Origin of the sequence: Streptomyces sp. NPDC050433 (assembly GCF_044458565.1) — a bacterium.
Taxonomy (GTDB): domain Bacteria; phylum Actinomycetota; class Actinomycetes; order Streptomycetales; family Streptomycetaceae; genus Streptomyces.
In genome coordinates, this window is sequence record NZ_JBITIB010000017.1 from 26,536 (window position 1) to 41,857 (window position 15,322).

Consider the following 15,322-nt stretch of genomic DNA (forward strand, 5'->3'; position numbering starts at 1 on the left):
AGACGCATCACCGTGCACCGCACCCTGAGACACCTGATCACAGGGGTCCTGCTCGTGGCACTGCCCGCACTGGGCGGTGTGGCGCTCGCGCCCGCCGCCCAGGCGCATCCGGGCCATGAACACGCCCTGGACTGGTCGAACTACGAGAAGGTCACCCTGACCAAGGACACCGGCGAGCCGATCGACCTCGCCGTGCTGCCCGACAACCGCGTTCTGCACACGGCCCGCAACGGAGACGTACGGCTCACCGACCCCGGCACGGGTGTCACGAAGGTCGTCAACCACGTCGACGTGTACCAGAACTCCGAGAACGGGTTGCAGACAGTCACCCTGGACCCGGACTTCGCCACCAACAAGTGGGTCTACCTCTACTACTCGCCGCCGCTGAACACCCCGGCCGGCTCGGCGCCGCAGACGCTGCCCGCCGGGCAGACGGACGCGTACTGGAAGCAGTGGGAGGGGTACGACACTCTGACCCGCTTCAAGTGGACCGGCGACAAGCTCGACCTCTCCACCGCCCAGGAGATCATCCGGGTCGACGCCAACCGCGGCCAGTGCTGCCATGTCGCCGGTGACGTGGACTTCGACAGCAAGGGCAACCTCTACCTCTCGACGGGCGGCAACACCCCGGCGTCGGGCCCGAACGTCAGCGGTTACACCCCGATCAACGACGCGGCCGGCTACAACCCCGGTCTCGACGAGCGCCGTGGCGCGGGCAACACCAACGACCTGCGGGGCAAGATCCTGCGGATCAACGTCCAGGAGGACGGCAGTTACACCATCCCGGAGGGGAACCTCTTCGAGCCGGGCACGGCCAAGACGCGTCCCGAGATCTTCGTGATGGGACTGCGCAACCCCTTCCGGCTGGCGGTGGACAAGAAGACCGACGCCGTGATGTGGGGTGACTACGGCCCCGACGCGGGCACCGCCGACCCGAACCGCGGGCCGATGGGATACGTCGAGTGGCAGACCACGACCAAGCCGCTGAACAGCGGGTGGCCGTTCTGCACGGGTGACAACACCAAGCCCTACCGGGACTTCGACTTCGCCACCCTCACACCGGGACCCGCGTTCGACTGCGCGAAGCCGGTCAACGACTCCCGCTGGAACACCGGTCTGACCGAGCTGCCCGCGTCCGCGCCGGCCACGCTCTGGTACGGCGACAAGGACAGCGACCAGCCGTGGCCCGAGCTGACCGCCTTCCGCGGCCCCGGCGGTCCGGGTGGCCAGGCCCCGATGGGCGGTCCGGTCTACCGCTACGACGCGGAGAACCCCTCGCCGGGCAAGTTCCCCGAGTACTGGGACGGCAAGGCGTTCTTCGGGGAGTTCTCCCAGGACTATGTCGCCGCGCTCGCGCTCGACGGTCCTGACGGCCCGGTGAGCAAGCTGGAGAACGTGCTGCCGAACAGCGAGCGTTCGCAGAACGGCATCCCGCAGTGGGACAACCCGATGGACCTGGAGTTCGGCCCGGACGGCTCGCTCTACGTCCTGGACTACGGCGACGGCTTCTTCCGGCAGAACCCCGACGCGGGTCTCTACCGGATCGACTACGCCGAGGGCAACAAGGCGCCCACCGCCGTGATCAAGGCCGACAAGACGTCCGGCCAGGCACCGTTGGAGGTCTCGTTCAGCGCGACCGGCTCCAGCGACCCGGAGAACGGTGACCTCACCTACCAGTGGGACTTCGACGGCGACGGCACGTTCGACGCCACCGGGCCCACGGCCGACCGCACCTATACGGACAACGGGCAGTTCCAGGCCCGGCTCAAGGTCACCGACCCGCAGGGCAAGTCGGGTCTCTCCAGCCGACAGATCACCGTGGGCAACACGGCGCCGACGGTGAAGATCACCTCACCGCCCGACGGCGGGTTCTTCAACTGGGGCGACGCCGTGCCGTACGGCATAGCCGTCGACGACCCGGAGGACGGCACCACTCCGGACTGTCCCAAGGTCGCCTGGACCTTCGGTCTCGGGCACAACCAGCACGGGCACCCGGTCAACAGCGGCACCGGCTGCACGGGCGGCGTCGCGACCCCGGCCGACGCGGGGCACGGTGACACCGAGAACGTCTTCGGCGTCCTCGGCATCACCTACACCGACAAGGGCGCGGGCGGCGTGCCGCCGGCCACCGGTGACGCCCAGGTGGTGCTCAACCCGGCGCTGATGCAGGCCGAGCACTACGACTCCGCCGAGGGCGTCACGGTCACGGACGACACCACGGCGTCCGGCCAGCGCAAGCTGACGTCCTTCGACGCGGGTGACTGGATCGCGTACGACCCGGTGTCGTTCGCCGGGATCAACGGGGTCAAGACCCGCGCGAGCGGCGCCGGAACGCTGGCGCTGCGCTGGGGCTCGGCGGACGCGGAGCCGTTCGCCACGGTGCCGGTGCCGGCAGGTGAGGGTTGGCAGACCGTCACCACCGCACTGGACAAGGCCCCTTCAGGGACCGGCGAGGTCTTCGTCACCACCTCCGGTGGTGTCGAGCTGGACTCGCTGACCTTCCAGGGCGTGGGCGTCGCGGACAAGACCGCGCCCAAGGTCACCGCCACGCTCGACCCGCCGAAGCCCAACGGTGATGACGGCTGGTACACCGGCAATGTGTCGCTCGCGGTCGCGGCGACCGACAACGGGACGGTCGCCAGCCGTCAGTACTCGGTCGACGACGGAGCGACCTGGCAGTCGGCCAACGCGGCCGTCACCCTCTCCAAGGAGGGCGCCACGACGGTCCGTTACCGGGCGACCGACAACGGCGGCAACGTCTCCGAGGTGGGCTCGCTCACCGTACGGATCGACCGCACCGGTCCCACGGTGACGGCCACCGGACTGGAAGCCGACGGCGTCTACGGGGACTCCAAGCGCCCGACGCCGGTCTTCTCGGCCGAGGACGCGGTCTCGGGCGGGGCGAGTGTGACGGCCACGGTGGACGGCAAGGCCGTCGACTCCGGCCAGGCGCTGGAGCTCTGGCGGCTGCCGCTGGGGAACCACGACCTCACGGTCAAGGCCCGCGACAAGGCCGGCAACACCACCACGAAGACGGTGGCCTTCACCACCCGTACCTCCTACGCGGACATTCGCGCGCTGATCACCCAGCTGCGGGCCGACGGCCTGATCACGGCGCTGGGGCAGCAGCGGCTGACCGTACGGATCGGGCAGGCCGAGGCGCACGCCAAGGCGGGCCGCACCAGTCAGGCCGCGGCCGTACTGGAGTCGTTCGCCGGTTACACGGCCGACACCGCCCTGGTGCCGGACAGCGCGGCGGGCGCGGCCCTGGCACGGGACGCGCGGGCGCTGAAGGGAGGCGCCACGGGCTGACACCGGGACCGACAGGGCTGCCCCGCCGCCACGCCCCGCTCTCACCGGCGGGGCAGTTCTGTGCCCCGGACCCGGCTCCATGGCGGGACCGGGTCGTGTCCGAGTTCGAGTTCGAGTTCCGCCAACGAGGCGGCAACTTTCGACGTTCTGTGTAAAAGTTGCCGAACGCCACCCCCTGTAGACCGCGTGCTCCCCCGTAACGCCCGCGCTCCGCCCCGCGCCACCTCCCGAAAGCTGTCCGAAGGCGCCCAGAGGAAGTGAGTCCGTGAACATCGAGTACCGCGTGTTGAGTCTGCTGCGCGACAACGGCCCGCTGTCCCGCGCCCAGCTCGCGGACCGGCTGGAGGTTCCCCGCCCACGGCTGCTCGGCGAACTCGACCGGATGGTCGCCGCCGGCCGCGTCAGCGAGGCGGGCCCCGCCGCGTCGCGCGGCGGCCGGCGCTCCACCCTCGTCCAGCTCGATCCCGGTCTGCGGTTCGCCGCCGTCGATCTGGGCGCCAGCTCCGTCGACATCGAGATCACCGACGGCGCGCTCACACCGGTGGCCTCCTGCTCCGAGCCCGCGGACATCCGCTCCGGGCCGGTGGCCGTGCTGGGCCGGGTCAGCGAACTCCTGCACGCGATGGCCGAGGAGGGGCACTACACGCGGCTCGACGCCATCGGCATCGGTCTGCCGGGGCCGGTCAGTTTCCGGGAGGGCGTGCCGGTCTCGCCGCCCATCATGGTGGGCTGGAACCGCTTTCCGGTACGGGACACCCTCGCCCGCGCACACGGCTGCCCCGTCGTGGTCGACAACGACGTCAATGTGATGTCCCTCGGTGAGCAGCACAGCGGAGTCGCGAAGACGGTCGACCATCTGCTCTTCGTGAAGATCGGCAGCGGTATCGGCTCCGGCATGCAGCACCACGGCCGTATCTACCGGGGCGCGGAGGGCTGCGCCGGCGACATCGGGCACGTCCAGGTCGAGGCGGAGGCGGACGGGCCCGTCTGCTCCTGCGGGAACACCGGCTGTCTGGAGGCGTACTTCGGCGGGGTGGCGCTGGCCAGGGATGCCACGGAGGCCGCGAAGTCGGGCCAGTCGCCCGCCCTCGCGGAACGGCTCGCCGAGCGGGGGGTGTTGACCGCCCTGGATGTCGCGGAGTGCGCGGACGGCGGCGACAACACGTGCGTCAATCTCATCAGGGCCGGCGGCCACCGGGTGGGGCAGGTGCTCGCCACCCTGGTCAGCTTCATGAACCCGTCGATGATCGTGATCGGCGGCGGTCTGACGGGGCTCGGCTATCCGCTGCTCTCCGAGATCCGCAGTGTCGTGTACAAACGCTCGCTGCCCCTCGCGACGGGCAATCTGCCGATCGTCATGTCCGAACTGGGCCCGCGCGCCGGAGTCGTGGGCGCCGCGCTCCTGGCGAGCGAACTCAGTTACGGCGGTTGAGGGCAGGCGTGGCCGCACCGGTGAGGTAAGCCACGATCATGTCGCCGAGCATGCGGCGATGCCGTGTGCGGTGCTTCGCCGCGGTGAGATCCCGGCCGAACAGCGCCTCGAACGTGTACTGGTTGGCGATCCGGAAGAAGCAGAACGAGCTGATCATCATGTGGACGTCGATGGCGTCGGCCGAGGCGGTGAAGTCGCCGCTCTCCCGGCCCGCCTCCAGAATGCGGGTGATCAGGTCGAGGGCGGGCGTCCCGAGACTGGCCAGCACCGGTGACTTCCGGATGTGTTCGGCCTGGTGGATGTTCTCGATGCTCACCAGCCGGATGAACTCCGGGTGGGCCTCGTGGTGGTCGAAGGTCAGCTCGGCGAGCGTACGGATCGCCTCCACCGGCTGGAGATGGTCGACGTCCAGGGCCCGTTCGGCGGCCCGTACCTCGGAGTAGGCGTTCTCCAGGACGGCCGTGTACAGCTGTTCCTTGCTGCCGAAGTAGTAATAGATCATGCGCTTGGTGGTGCGCATCAGCGCGGCGATGTCGTCCACCCGCGCCCCGGTGTAGCCACGGCGCGCCAGCTCCCGTGTGGCGACGTCCAGGATCTCCGCCTTCGTCCGGTCGGCGTCCCGCTGGCGTTCCTGGCCGGCCCGAGATGCGGAATGCGAGGTCATGGGGCTCCAGCGGTCGACGCGTTGAGGCTCCATGGTATGCGGTGCGGGGGTTCGGCGAGGCACTACCCGGACGGCTGGAGCGGGATGTGCTGGGCGGCCAGGCGTACGCCGGCGTTGGGCGTGCCGAAGCCGCGGTAGCCGCCGGTCCGCTCGACGACCTCGAAGAAGACCCGCCCGATCGTGGTCGTGTAGAGGTGGACGAATTCCCCGGTCTCGTCCGCGTCGTACATCAGCCCCAGCTCGCGCAGCTGCCGGTGGCGTTCCTCGCCGAGGTCGTACCGCGCCTCCAGGTCGTCGTAGTAGTTGCCGGGGATCGGGAGCAGCGCGTCGGGCACGGTGCGCAGCCGCTCCGCGACCGCCACGATGTCGTCGGTCGCCAGCGCCACATGCTGGAGGGACAGCTCCCGGTCGCCGAGCCGCGCGATGTTGAGGACCATCCGGACCGTTCCGGTGTCGTTGGTCATGGCGCGGCTGCGGAGCAGGCCGTACGGGTCCGCGACGTCGAAGCTGTCGTGCGGTCGCAGTCCGAGGACGGAGCGGTGGAAGAGGACGGCCGCGTCGAAATGGCGCCAGGGGTGGCTGAGCGCGAGGTGGTCGATGCCGGTGACGGGGCCCGCCGGGGGCGCCGCCGGGCTGAAGTCGGCGCGCCACAGGGGCTGTTGGCTGTCGCCCGTGCGGCAGAAGAAGAGCTGGGTGCCGTCGGGGCCGGCCACGGCTTCGAGGGGTGCTTCGCGCGGCTCGCGCTCGCGGGGCAGTACCGGGGACAGGAGCGATCGGGCCCTCAGGGACGACGCCCGCGGGTCGGACGACTCCAGACCGATCGCGGTCAGGGTCGTACCGGCGTCGCCGCCCGGGACGCTGTCCGTGGTCGGCGAGTTGAGCAGGATCCGGGCCTGGTTCTGTTCCCACAGCTCGACCGGTTTCGTCGCGTGCCCTCCGGTACGGGCGAAGCCCAGCCCTCCGAGCAGGGTCGCGAGGCGCTGCCGGTCGTCCGTCGCCAGTTCGGCGAACGCGAACCCGTCGGGCGGGGAGGCGTACGGGAGCGGGGAGGCGGCGCCGCGTACAGGGGCGACGCTCTCCTCCAGCGTGATCAGGGAGCGCATGGCGTCGACGGCGGTGCGTCCGGTGTCGGTCTGCCGGAAGACGTCGTTGAAGACCTCCAGGGACAGCGGCCCCGTATATCCGGCGCGCAGCACATGGGTCAGCAGGCCCGCGAGATCGAAGCCGCCCTGACCGGGGAAACAGCGGTGGTGGCGGCTCCACTGGAGTACGTCCATGGCGAGCAGAGGCGCGTCGGCGAGCTGGAGGAAGAAGATCTTGTCGCCGGCGATCGCCTCGATTCCGCCGGGGTCGGAGCCTCGGGACAGGATGTGGAAGCTGTCGAGGCAGGTGCCGAGTGCCGGGTGGTCGGCCATCCGTACGATCCGCCAGGCGTGCAGATACTCGTTGACGTTCCGGCCCCACGCCAGGGCCTCGTAGGCGATACGGATGCCGTGCCCGGCCGCCAGATCGGCGAGCCGGTGCAGTTGCTCGGCGGCGAGCGTGTCGTCGTCGACGGTCTCGGGTGAGACGTTCGAGCAGACCAGCATCAGGTCGGCGCCGAGCCGCTCCATGATCCTGAACTTGCGTTCCGCACGGCGCAGATTGGCCGCGAGCCGGTCCGGGCCGACCGCCTCGAAGTCGCGGAAGGGCTGGTAGAGGTCGATGCTCAGGCCGAGGTCGGCGGCGCGCTCGCGGATCCGTTCCGGAGGGAGCGGACAGCCGAGGAGGTCGTTCTCGAAGATCTCCACCCCGTCGAACCCGGCCTGTGCGACAGCCGTCAGCTTCTCGGTGAGTGAGCCGCTGACGGACACGGTCGCGATGGACTTGCGCATGGGTACTCCTTCGTCGCTCGGGCCCTCAGGCGGTGACGAGAGTGGTCATGTGGGCGAGCATCCGTTCCGTGTCGGGCTCGCGGCCGGTGAACAGCCGGAAGGCGTCGGCCGCCTGGAAGACGGCCATACCGGCTCCGTCGAGCGTGCGGCAGCCCAACGCCCTTGCCCGGCCGATCAGTTCGGTGACCAGAGGGCGGTAGACCAGGTCGGCGACCCACAGGTGCGGGCGGAGCAGTTCCACGGAGAGCGGCAGGCCGGGGTGGCGGGCCATACCGGTGGGGGTGGCGTGCACCAGTCCGTCGGCGCCGGTGAGGAGTTCGGCGAGCCGCCCGGAATCCGCGGCGCCGGCCCGCGCGGGACCGAAGCGGCCGGCCAGGGCGCCGGCCAGCGCGGCGGCCCGCTCCGGGTCGGTGTCGACGAGCGTCACCCGGTCGACGCCGAGGGTCAGCAGGGCGTGGGCCACCGCCGCGCCGGCGCCACCGGCGCCGAGTTGCACGACTCGCCGAGCCGGAGCGTCCTTCAGACCACGGGCGAAGGACTGGGCGAATCCGCTCCAGTCCGTGTTGTGCCCGATGGCCCGGTCCCCGTCGAAGACCACCGTGTTGACCGCGCCGAGGGCGGCGGCGTCCGCCGACAGCCCGTCCAGGTGCGGGATCACCGTCTGCTTGCAGGGGTGCGTGATGTTCAGACCCTCATAACCGAACCGGCGGGCGCCACGCACCAGTTCACCTGCCTCGGCGGCGCCGAGGCCCAGGCCGTCGATGTCGATGCGCCGGTACAGATAGCGCAGACCGTGATGGTCCGCCTCCCGCTGGTGCAGGTCCGGGGTCAGGGAGGGGCCGATCCCGGATCCGACGAGACCGATGAGGTACGAGGTCATACCGCCGCGCCCTTCGATAACTATGTACGAACTGGTGAGTTACTTATAGCCGACCCGACTCACCTTGTGAAGTCGCCCGAAGCCGCCGAAGTCGCCTCGTTCGCTGGGATTTTCGTCCACGAGGGACCTGTGAAAGACCCCTTGACAGGCCTACATGACGAACTCACTATGTCGACATCAACGACGGACTAACCAGTCCGTGACATAGCCGAAACGCATTCCCGCCATGGCACGGCGCGCAGCCGCGGTGCCCCGAGGGACTGCCCGGTACCGGCCGAGACCCCCAGGACGAATCCGCCCCGTCCGCACGCCCAGGGACACCCGACGAGGAGAAGAACTCCCGTGACCAACCTCGAACCGCCCCCCGCGGGCAGCCCCGAAGAGCACGGCACTCCCCGAAAGGCGGCCTTCGCCGCATGGGTCGGCAGCGCCCTGGAGTACTACGACTTCTTCATCTACGGCAGCGCGGCGGCGCTGATCTTCCCGCATGTCTTCTTCGACGAGTCCGACCCGGCCACCGCGACGCTCCAGTCCCTGGCCACCTTCGGAGTGGCCTACGCGGCCCGCCCGCTGGGAGCGGTGGTCCTCGGACACGTCGGGGACAGGTCGGGACGCAAGAAGATCATGCTGTTCACGCTGATCCTCATGGGCGTCGCGACGTTCCTCATCGGCTGTCTGCCGGGCCGGGACCAGATCGGCGGCCTGGCCCCCGTACTCCTGGTGTTCCTGCGGGTGTTGCAGGGACTCTCGGCGGCCGGCGAACAGGCGAGCGCCGGCTCCATGAGTCTGGAGCACGCCCCGGACGACCGGCGCGGGTACTTCTCCAGCTTCACGCTCAGCGGCACGCAGTTCGGGCAGATCGTCGCCACCCTGGTCTTCCTGCCGGTCGCCGCCCTGCCCGACGAGCAGTTGTACAGCTGGGGTTGGCGCGTCCCGTTCTGGCTGAGCGCCGTCGTCACCGTTCTCGGTTACTACATCCGCCGCTCCGTGCAGGAGACACCGGTCTTCACCGAGGCGGTGGCGGGCGGCACGGTCGAGAAGGCCCCGGTCACGGTGCTCCTGCGGGAACACTGGGCCGATGTGCTGCGGGTGATGTGCGCGGCCGTCATCGCCACGGTCAGCACGGTCTTCACCGTCTGGGCCCTCAACTACGCGACCAGCGACGAGATGGGCCTCGACAAGACGGTGATGCTGTGGGTCAGCATCACCGCCAACACGGTGGCACTCGCGGCCCTGCCGCTCTGGGCGACGCTCTCCGACCGGATCGGCCGCCGTCCCGTCTTCCTGATCGGTGCGGTCGGCAGCCCGGTGATGATGTTCGTGTACCTGGACGCGATCTCGTCAGGCAGCTACACCCTGATCTTCCTCACCGGCATCCTCACGTTCGGGGTCGTCTACTCCGCGGCCAACGGGATCTGGCCCGCTCTCTACGGCGAGATGTTCAGCGCCCGCGTCCGGATGTCCGGCATGGCCATCGGCACGCAGATCGGCTTCGCCGTGGCCGGTCTCGCCGTCGCCTCGGCGGCCGGGATCGCCTCGCCCGACGGCTGGCTGGGGCTTCAGGGGCCGACGGGCGTGGGCATCTTCACGGCGGTCCTGTGCGCCGTCAGCGCGCTCGCCGTCCTCACGGCGCGCGAGACGCACCGCGTCCCGACACGGGAACTCGGGACGAGGCGCGGCGCGGGGACGAGGGAGCCGGTCCGTTAGAACGGGAGAGGGAGGGGGCGGGCCGCGCGCGCCGTCCCCCTCCTTCGGCGCTGCCCGAGTGGCGACCCGGCACTCCGTCGGTGATCATGGCCGGAGCCGGGCGGGCCACATGTGACGAGGAGAGCCGACATGATCGATTCCGCGGACATCCGGGAATGGCGTACGCACAGCGTCGTCGACGCCGACGGGCGCAAGATCGGCTCGCTGGAGTCGGTCTACGTCGACACCCGTACCGACGAGCCCGCCATGGCGACCGTGCTGGTCGGCATGCCGGCCCGGCACCGCCTGGTCTTCGTCCCGCTGTCGGGAGCCGTGGTGGGGCCGGACTACGTCAAGGTCAACTACCTCAAGACCCTCGTGAAGGGCGCACCGTCGATCGGTACGGACGACGTGCTGCCCGCCGAGAGCGAGAAGGACGTCTTCTCGCACTACGACCTGCCGTACGCGCCGGGCCCCAGCGGCGAACGCCAGCTCGCCCGCCGCTGACCGGCCAGGTCCACTCCGGGCAGGCGACCGTGACCGTCTGGAGGATCGGGAAGACCAGCTCACGGCCGGTGGCCCGGGCGCGGGCACGGACCTGGGTGAGCACCACGGCGGGACCCCCGTTCTCGCCGGTGGCGAGGAATTCCTGCTCCACCATGCCGAAGGACTCCCACACGCCGCTCATCGCAAGGAAGAACCGCTCCATACCGTCGTGGCCGCGCCAGGTTCCGCCGTACGGCAGGGCGTCGGCCTGAAGCAGTTCGACCTGTCTACTCCGCCTTGACGAACGCCTTCACGGCCGTCGCCGCGGCCCGCTCCACCAGGTCGACGCCCTTGCTGTACGTGGGCTGTCCGTCGGACAGAACCGCGACGAGCAGCGTGTGGCCGCCGTACTCGACGCGCCCGATGCTGTTGACGTCCCACAGCCCCGTGTCGCTGCGCGGCAGCCAGCCGTTCTTCAGCGCCGGCGTGGCGGCGGAACCCTTGCCGTCGGCGGCGGATATCCCCCACCGCTGGTCCGTCTCGACCGTGCTCATCAGTGACCGCATGTACGCGCGGGAGTGCGCCATCAGCGGGGAGTGCGCGTCACCGAGAACGGCCTCCAGGAGCACCATCTGGTCGGCCGCGGTGGTGCGGGTCAGGCCCCAGTGGCCGTCCTTGTCGGTCTGGGTCGAGGTGAGGCCGAGGCGCTTGTTGGCGGCGTCGAGGCCGTCCGCCCCGCCTGTCGCCTTCCAGAGCGCGTTCGTCGCGGCGTTGTCGCTGGAGCGGATCATCGCGGCGGCCAGCTTCTCCTGCTTCGCGGTGAGGGGAGCCCCGCGGTCCTGGGCGTCGAGCAGGAGGGCGGCGAGTATGTCGACCTTGACGATGCTTGCCGTGTCGTAGGCGCCGGTTCCCCCGCCGTAAACGGTGGCGGCCGGGCCGTTCAGATCCTCGACGGCGACGGTGTAACGGCCGTCACTCGCGGGCAGCGCGTCCAGCGCCGCGCGCATCGCGCTGTCGACACCGCCCGGTGCGGCTTTGACAGCGGCCGGCGCGGCGGCGGCACGGGCCGGTGCGCCGGGTGTGTGGGCCGTGGCGAACGCCGCGCCCGAGGCCGTCACGGCGACGACGAGGGCGGCTGCGGCCAATTGCGGCAGTCTGCGGATTCGGGGCACAAACCGGACATTAGGCAATGCGGGTCCCGGCGGGCAACGTGCGTATCGTCACAGGGGAGACCGGGGGACCGCGCCGCGCAGCGAACCGGGACACCTCGGTGACCAGACGCGACGGGCAACGAACCCAGCGTCACCCCGTGCCCGATGGGCGATCGTCCGGGGGCCCGGCCGGGATTCAGGCCCTAAGCTCGGCCAATGGCCAAGTATTTCGACGTACATCCCGAGAATCCCCAGCGGCGCTCGATCACCGGCGTGGCCGAGAGCATCCGGTCCGGCGCGCTCATCGCCTACCCGACGGACTCCTGTTACGCGTTGGGCTGCCAGCTGGGCAGTCGGGACGGCATCAGCCGGATCCGGTCCATCCGGAATCTCGACGACCGTCACCACTTCACGCTGGTCTGCCAGAACTTCGCGCAGCTCGGTCAGTTCGTGCAGATCGACAACGACGTGTTCCGTGCCATCAAGGCGGCGACGCCCGGCAGTTACACGTTCATCCTGCCGGCCACCAAGGAGGTGCCGCGGCAGCTGCTGCACCCGAAGAAGAAGACGGTCGGGGTCCGGATCCCGGACCATGTGGTCGCCCAGGCGCTGCTCGCGGAGCTGGGTGAGCCGCTGCTCTCCAGCACGCTGCTCCTGCCCGACGACGGCGAGCCGATGACCCAGGGCTGGGAGATCAAGGAACGGCTCGACCATGTGCTGGACATCGTGGTCGACTCGGGCGACTGCGGCACCGAGCCGACCACCGTCATCGACTTCTCCGGCGGCGAGCCGGAGATCGTACGGCGGGGTGCGGGCGACCCGGCGCGGTTCGAGTAGCGGGGCCTGGCCGGTCAGGGCGGGACCGGGGGCCGACCGGCTCGGACCGGCTCTCGCGTCGCCGCCCCGGGCGCGCGCGCTTACGCTGGTCTGACCCGGTCCGACCATGCTCCGGGCCGCCCGCCCGACCCGCCTTCGACCGCGCCGTTCAACCGTCCGCGCGGAGGAAGGAAGTCCTCGCCATGGCGATCGTCTCTCGCGGATTCCACGGCCGAAGGCCCGCTCCCGGCCGGGACCTGCCGCCCGGACAGTACGAGGTCCACGACTTTCCCGTCCTGTCCGCCGGGCCCACACCACACGTGACGCACGAGGAGTGGGAGTTCACCCTCACCACCGAGACCGGCGCCCGGTACACCTGGGACTGGGCGGGGCTGATGGCGATGCCCGGCGAGAAGCCGACGGTGGATCTGCACTGCGTGACGAAGTGGTCGAAGTTCGGCACGCGCTGGGAGGGGGTCTCGCTGGACCTCCTCATGGCGGACGTCGAGACGGCCGCCGAGTTCGCCCTCGTCCACTCCTACGGCGGCTACACGACCAACCTGCCGCTGGAGGACCTGCTCGACGGCAAGGCGTGGATCGCCCACCGGTACGACGGCGAGGAGCTGGCCCCGGAGCACGGCGGCCCGGCCCGGCTGCTCGTCCCGCATCTGTACCTGTGGAAGTCGGCGAAGTGGGTCCGCGGGATCCAGCTGCTGCTCGACGACGAGCCGGGGTTCTGGGAGGGCCTGGGCTATCACTCGTACGGGGACCCGTGGCGCGAGCAGCGCTACCAGGGCGACTAGGTACCGCCGTGCGCCTGCGCTGGCTGGTGGCTGAGCTGGTCGACCGGCGTGCCGAGTCGCCGACGGCCCGGACGCTGGTGTTCGACGTGCCCGGCTGGCCGGGGCATCTGGCGGGCCAGCACGTCGACGTACGGCTGACGGCCGAGGACGGGTACAGCACCCAGCGCAGCTATTCGCTGGCGTCCGCGCCGGACGGGGAGCGGGTCGAGCTGACGGTCCAGCGGGTGCCGGACGGGGAGGTGTCGCCGTATCTGATGGACGACATGGTGCCCGGCGACCTGGTGGAGTTGCGCGGGCCGGTCGGCGGCTGGTTCGTCTGGCGGCCCGAGCAGAGCGAGCCGGTGCTGCTGGTGGCGGGCGGTTCGGGGCTGGTGCCGCTGATGTCGATGGTGCGGGTGCGTGGCACCTTGGGCGGGCGCGCACCGTTCCGGCTGCTCTACTCCGTACGCGAGCCGGGCGATCAGCTGTATGTGCCCGAACTGCGTCACGGGTCGCCCGGACTCGACACGGCGTATCTCTACACACGCACCGCGCCGCCCGAACACCCCAGGCCGGTGGGCCGGTTGAGGGCGGAGGACCTGGTGCACGCGGGCTGGTCCGCGGAGCTGCGGCCGACGTGTTACGTGTGCGGACCGACCGGCTTCGTCGAGTCCGCCGCGTCGCTGCTGACGGGCCTCGGCCACGCCCCCGAACGGATCAGGACCGAACGCTTCGGCCCGAGTGGAGGATGACATGGACACCGATCAGAGCCGCGACGAGGCGTACCAGGACGGCAATGTGCTGGGCGGCCCGCTCTCCGAGATCTTCGCCGTCGACCTGACCGCGGCCGTCGGCCGGTGCGCCGGGTGCGGGGCCACGGGTCCGATGGCCCGGCTGCGTGTCTACGACCGGGCACCGGGTCTGGTGGCCCGGTGCCCGGACTGCTCGCGGGTGGTGCTCCGGCTGGTCCGGGGGCCGGACACCGCGTGGCTCGATCTCCGGGGCGCCTCCTCGCTCGCGATTCCGCTCGGCGAAGAACGCTGACGGCCCGTCAGGCGCCGACCCTGCGTTTGTTCCAGACGTCGAACCCGACGGCGGCCAGCAGCACCAGGCCCTTGATGACCTGCTGGTAGTCCGTGCCGATACCGACCAGCGACATACCGTTGTTGAGGACACCGAGGACGAGGCCGCCGATGATCGCGCCGAGCACCGTGCCGACTCCGCCGCTCATCGACGCGCCGCCGATGAACGCCGCCGCGATGGCCTCCAGTTCGAAGTTGACGCCGGCCTGCGGGACTCCCGCGTTGAGGCGCGCCGCGTAGACGATCCCGGCCAGCGCGGCCAGCACGCCCATGTTGACGAAGACCAGGAAGGTGACGCGGCGGTCCTTCACACCGGAGAGTTTCGCCGCCGCGCGGTTGCCGCCCAGGGCGTACACATGACGGCCGACGACCGCGTTGCGCATGACGTAGCCGAAGCCGATGAGCAGCGCGGCGAGCAGCAGCAGGACGACCGGGACACCTCGGTAGCTCGCGAGCGTCATGGTGAAGGCGAGGACGGCCGCGGCGAGCGCCACGCACTTGGTGACGAACAGGCCTCGGGGCAGGACCTCCAGGTCGTACTCCTTCTGGCGGCGGCGGTCCCGGACCTCCTGGAGCAGGGCGAAGGCGAGCAGGGCGAGGCCCAACAGGAGTGTCAGGTTGTGGTAGTTGGTGGCCGGTCCGATCTCCGGGAGATAGCCGGTGGAGATCTTCTGGAAGCCGTCGGGGAACGGGCCGAGCGAGCGTGAGCCGAGGAAGATCTGTGTGCCGCCGCGGAAAAGCAGCATCCCGGCGAGGGTGACGATGAACGACGGGATGCCGACGTACGCGATCCAGAAGCCCTGCCAGGCGCCGGCGACCGCGCCGATGGCGAGGCCGAGCACGAGCGCGAGGACCCACGGGATGTCGTGCTCGACCATCATCACGGCGCACGCGGCCGAGACGAAGGCGGCCAGCGATCCGACGGAGAGGTCGATGTGGCCGGCGATGATGACGATCATCATGCCGATGCCCAGGACCAGGATGTAGCTGTTCTGGAGGACCAGGTTGGTGACGTTGTTGGGCTTGAGGAGTACGCCGTCGGTCCATATCTGGAACAGCACGACGATCAGCGCGAGCGCGATGAGCATGCCGTACTGCCGCATGTTGCGCCGCGCCGCGTCCAGCAGCAGATCGCGGGTGGTGGTGGCCGGAGCCAT

The 15,322-nt window shown here is 70.3% G+C and carries 13 protein-coding genes and 1 pseudogene; 8 read left to right on the forward strand and 6 right to left on the reverse strand.

Features of this window, described 5'->3' with window-relative positions; translation table 11 throughout:
• Positions 1-12 precede the first annotated feature (12 nt).
• Positions 13-3,312, forward strand: a complete 3,300-nt coding sequence (locus tag ACIBLA_RS21435; protein ID WP_399199477.1) for a PQQ-dependent sugar dehydrogenase — start codon at positions 13-15, stop codon at positions 3,310-3,312.
• Between the two features lie 265 nt (positions 3,313-3,577).
• A complete protein-coding gene (locus ACIBLA_RS21440; protein WP_399199478.1) occupies positions 3,578-4,744 on the forward strand; it encodes an ROK family protein in 1,167 nt (388 codons plus the stop codon).
• On the opposite strand, the gene ACIBLA_RS21445 is transcribed toward ACIBLA_RS21440, so the two are convergent.
• From ACIBLA_RS21445 to ACIBLA_RS21455, 3 genes are all read right to left on the reverse strand, one after another.
• Positions 4,728-5,408 carry a TetR family transcriptional regulator gene (locus ACIBLA_RS21445; RefSeq protein ID WP_363243840.1) on the reverse strand — a complete coding sequence of 227 codons (681 nt, stop codon included), beginning with the start codon at positions 5,406-5,408 and terminating at the stop codon, positions 4,728-4,730. The two genes, ACIBLA_RS21440 and ACIBLA_RS21445, sit on opposite strands and share 17 nt — an antisense overlap.
• A 62-nt stretch (positions 5,409-5,470) precedes the next feature.
• The gene (locus tag ACIBLA_RS21450; RefSeq protein ID WP_399199479.1) at positions 5,471-7,282 is read right to left on the reverse strand and encodes a bifunctional sugar phosphate isomerase/epimerase/4-hydroxyphenylpyruvate dioxygenase family protein; all 1,812 of its coding nucleotides are present in this window, start codon (positions 7,280-7,282) and stop codon (positions 5,471-5,473) included.
• A 25-nt stretch (positions 7,283-7,307) separates the two neighbouring features.
• On the reverse strand, positions 7,308-8,162 hold the full coding sequence (locus ACIBLA_RS21455; protein ID WP_399199480.1) for a shikimate dehydrogenase: 855 nt from the start codon (positions 8,160-8,162) through the stop codon (positions 7,308-7,310).
• Positions 8,163-8,504: 342 nt separating this feature from the next.
• Here ACIBLA_RS21455 and ACIBLA_RS21460 point away from each other — a divergent pair, with 342 nt between their 5' ends.
• On the forward strand, positions 8,505-9,869 hold the full coding sequence (locus ACIBLA_RS21460) for an MFS transporter (RefSeq protein ID WP_399199481.1): 1,365 nt from the start codon (positions 8,505-8,507) through the stop codon (positions 9,867-9,869).
• A gap of 129 nt (positions 9,870-9,998) precedes the next feature.
• Positions 9,999-10,355 carry a PRC-barrel domain-containing protein gene (locus ACIBLA_RS21465; protein ID WP_363243844.1) on the forward strand — a complete coding sequence of 119 codons (357 nt, stop codon included), beginning with the start codon at positions 9,999-10,001 and terminating at the stop codon, positions 10,353-10,355.
• Between the two features lie 25 nt (positions 10,356-10,380).
• Here ACIBLA_RS21465 and ACIBLA_RS21470 read toward each other — a convergent pair.
• Both ACIBLA_RS21470 and ACIBLA_RS21475 read right to left on the reverse strand, forming a co-directional pair.
• Positions 10,381-10,617 (reverse strand): annotated as a pseudogene (locus tag ACIBLA_RS21470) (nuclear transport factor 2 family protein); the annotation flags it as partial.
• Positions 10,618-10,621: 4 nt separating this feature from the next.
• Complete coding sequence (locus tag ACIBLA_RS21475; RefSeq protein ID WP_399199482.1) at positions 10,622-11,479, reverse strand: serine hydrolase; 858 nt, start codon at positions 11,477-11,479, stop codon at positions 10,622-10,624.
• Positions 11,480-11,701: 222 nt separating this feature from the next.
• Here ACIBLA_RS21475 and ACIBLA_RS21480 point away from each other — a divergent pair, with 222 nt between their 5' ends.
• The 4 genes from ACIBLA_RS21480 to ACIBLA_RS21495 all read left to right on the forward strand — a co-directional run bounded on the left by ACIBLA_RS21480 (position 11,702) and on the right by ACIBLA_RS21495 (position 14,127).
• A complete protein-coding gene (locus tag ACIBLA_RS21480) occupies positions 11,702-12,322 on the forward strand; it encodes an L-threonylcarbamoyladenylate synthase (RefSeq protein WP_363243846.1) in 621 nt (206 codons plus the stop codon).
• Between the two features lie 182 nt (positions 12,323-12,504).
• Positions 12,505-13,104 carry a sulfite oxidase-like oxidoreductase gene (locus ACIBLA_RS21485; RefSeq protein ID WP_399199483.1) on the forward strand — a complete coding sequence of 200 codons (600 nt, stop codon included), beginning with the start codon at positions 12,505-12,507 and terminating at the stop codon, positions 13,102-13,104.
• Between the two features lie 8 nt (positions 13,105-13,112).
• A complete protein-coding gene (locus ACIBLA_RS21490; protein WP_363243848.1) occupies positions 13,113-13,835 on the forward strand; it encodes a ferredoxin reductase in 723 nt (240 codons plus the stop codon).
• 1 nt (position 13,836) lies between these two features.
• Positions 13,837-14,127 carry a DUF6510 family protein gene (locus tag ACIBLA_RS21495; protein ID WP_363243849.1) on the forward strand — a complete coding sequence of 97 codons (291 nt, stop codon included), beginning with the start codon at positions 13,837-13,839 and terminating at the stop codon, positions 14,125-14,127.
• Positions 14,128-14,134: 7 nt separating this feature from the next.
• On the opposite strand, the gene mmsB is transcribed toward ACIBLA_RS21495, so the two are convergent.
• Positions 14,135-15,322 carry a multiple monosaccharide ABC transporter permease gene (gene mmsB, locus ACIBLA_RS21500; protein WP_363243850.1) on the reverse strand — a complete coding sequence of 396 codons (1,188 nt, stop codon included), beginning with the start codon at positions 15,320-15,322 and terminating at the stop codon, positions 14,135-14,137.

Coding starts and splice junctions, on each gene's coding strand:
- ACIBLA_RS21445 (WP_363243840.1), bottom strand. CDS start 5,408: ATGACCTCGCATTCCGCATCTCGGGCCGGCCAGGAACGCCAGCGGGAC.
- ACIBLA_RS21450 (WP_399199479.1), bottom strand. CDS start 7,282: ATGCGCAAGTCCATCGCGACCGTGTCCGTCAGCGGCTCACTCACCGAG.
- ACIBLA_RS21455 (WP_399199480.1), bottom strand. CDS start 8,162: ATGACCTCGTACCTCATCGGTCTCGTCGGATCCGGGATCGGCCCCTCC.
- ACIBLA_RS21465 (WP_363243844.1), top strand. CDS start 9,999: ATGATCGATTCCGCGGACATCCGGGAATGGCGTACGCACAGCGTCGTC.
- ACIBLA_RS21480 (WP_363243846.1), top strand. CDS start 11,702: ATGGCCAAGTATTTCGACGTACATCCCGAGAATCCCCAGCGGCGCTCG.
- ACIBLA_RS21485 (WP_399199483.1), top strand. CDS start 12,505: ATGGCGATCGTCTCTCGCGGATTCCACGGCCGAAGGCCCGCTCCCGGC.
- ACIBLA_RS21495 (WP_363243849.1), top strand. CDS start 13,837: ATGGACACCGATCAGAGCCGCGACGAGGCGTACCAGGACGGCAATGTG.
- mmsB (WP_363243850.1), bottom strand. CDS start 15,322: ATGGCTCCGGCCACCACCACCCGCGATCTGCTGCTGGACGCGGCGCGG.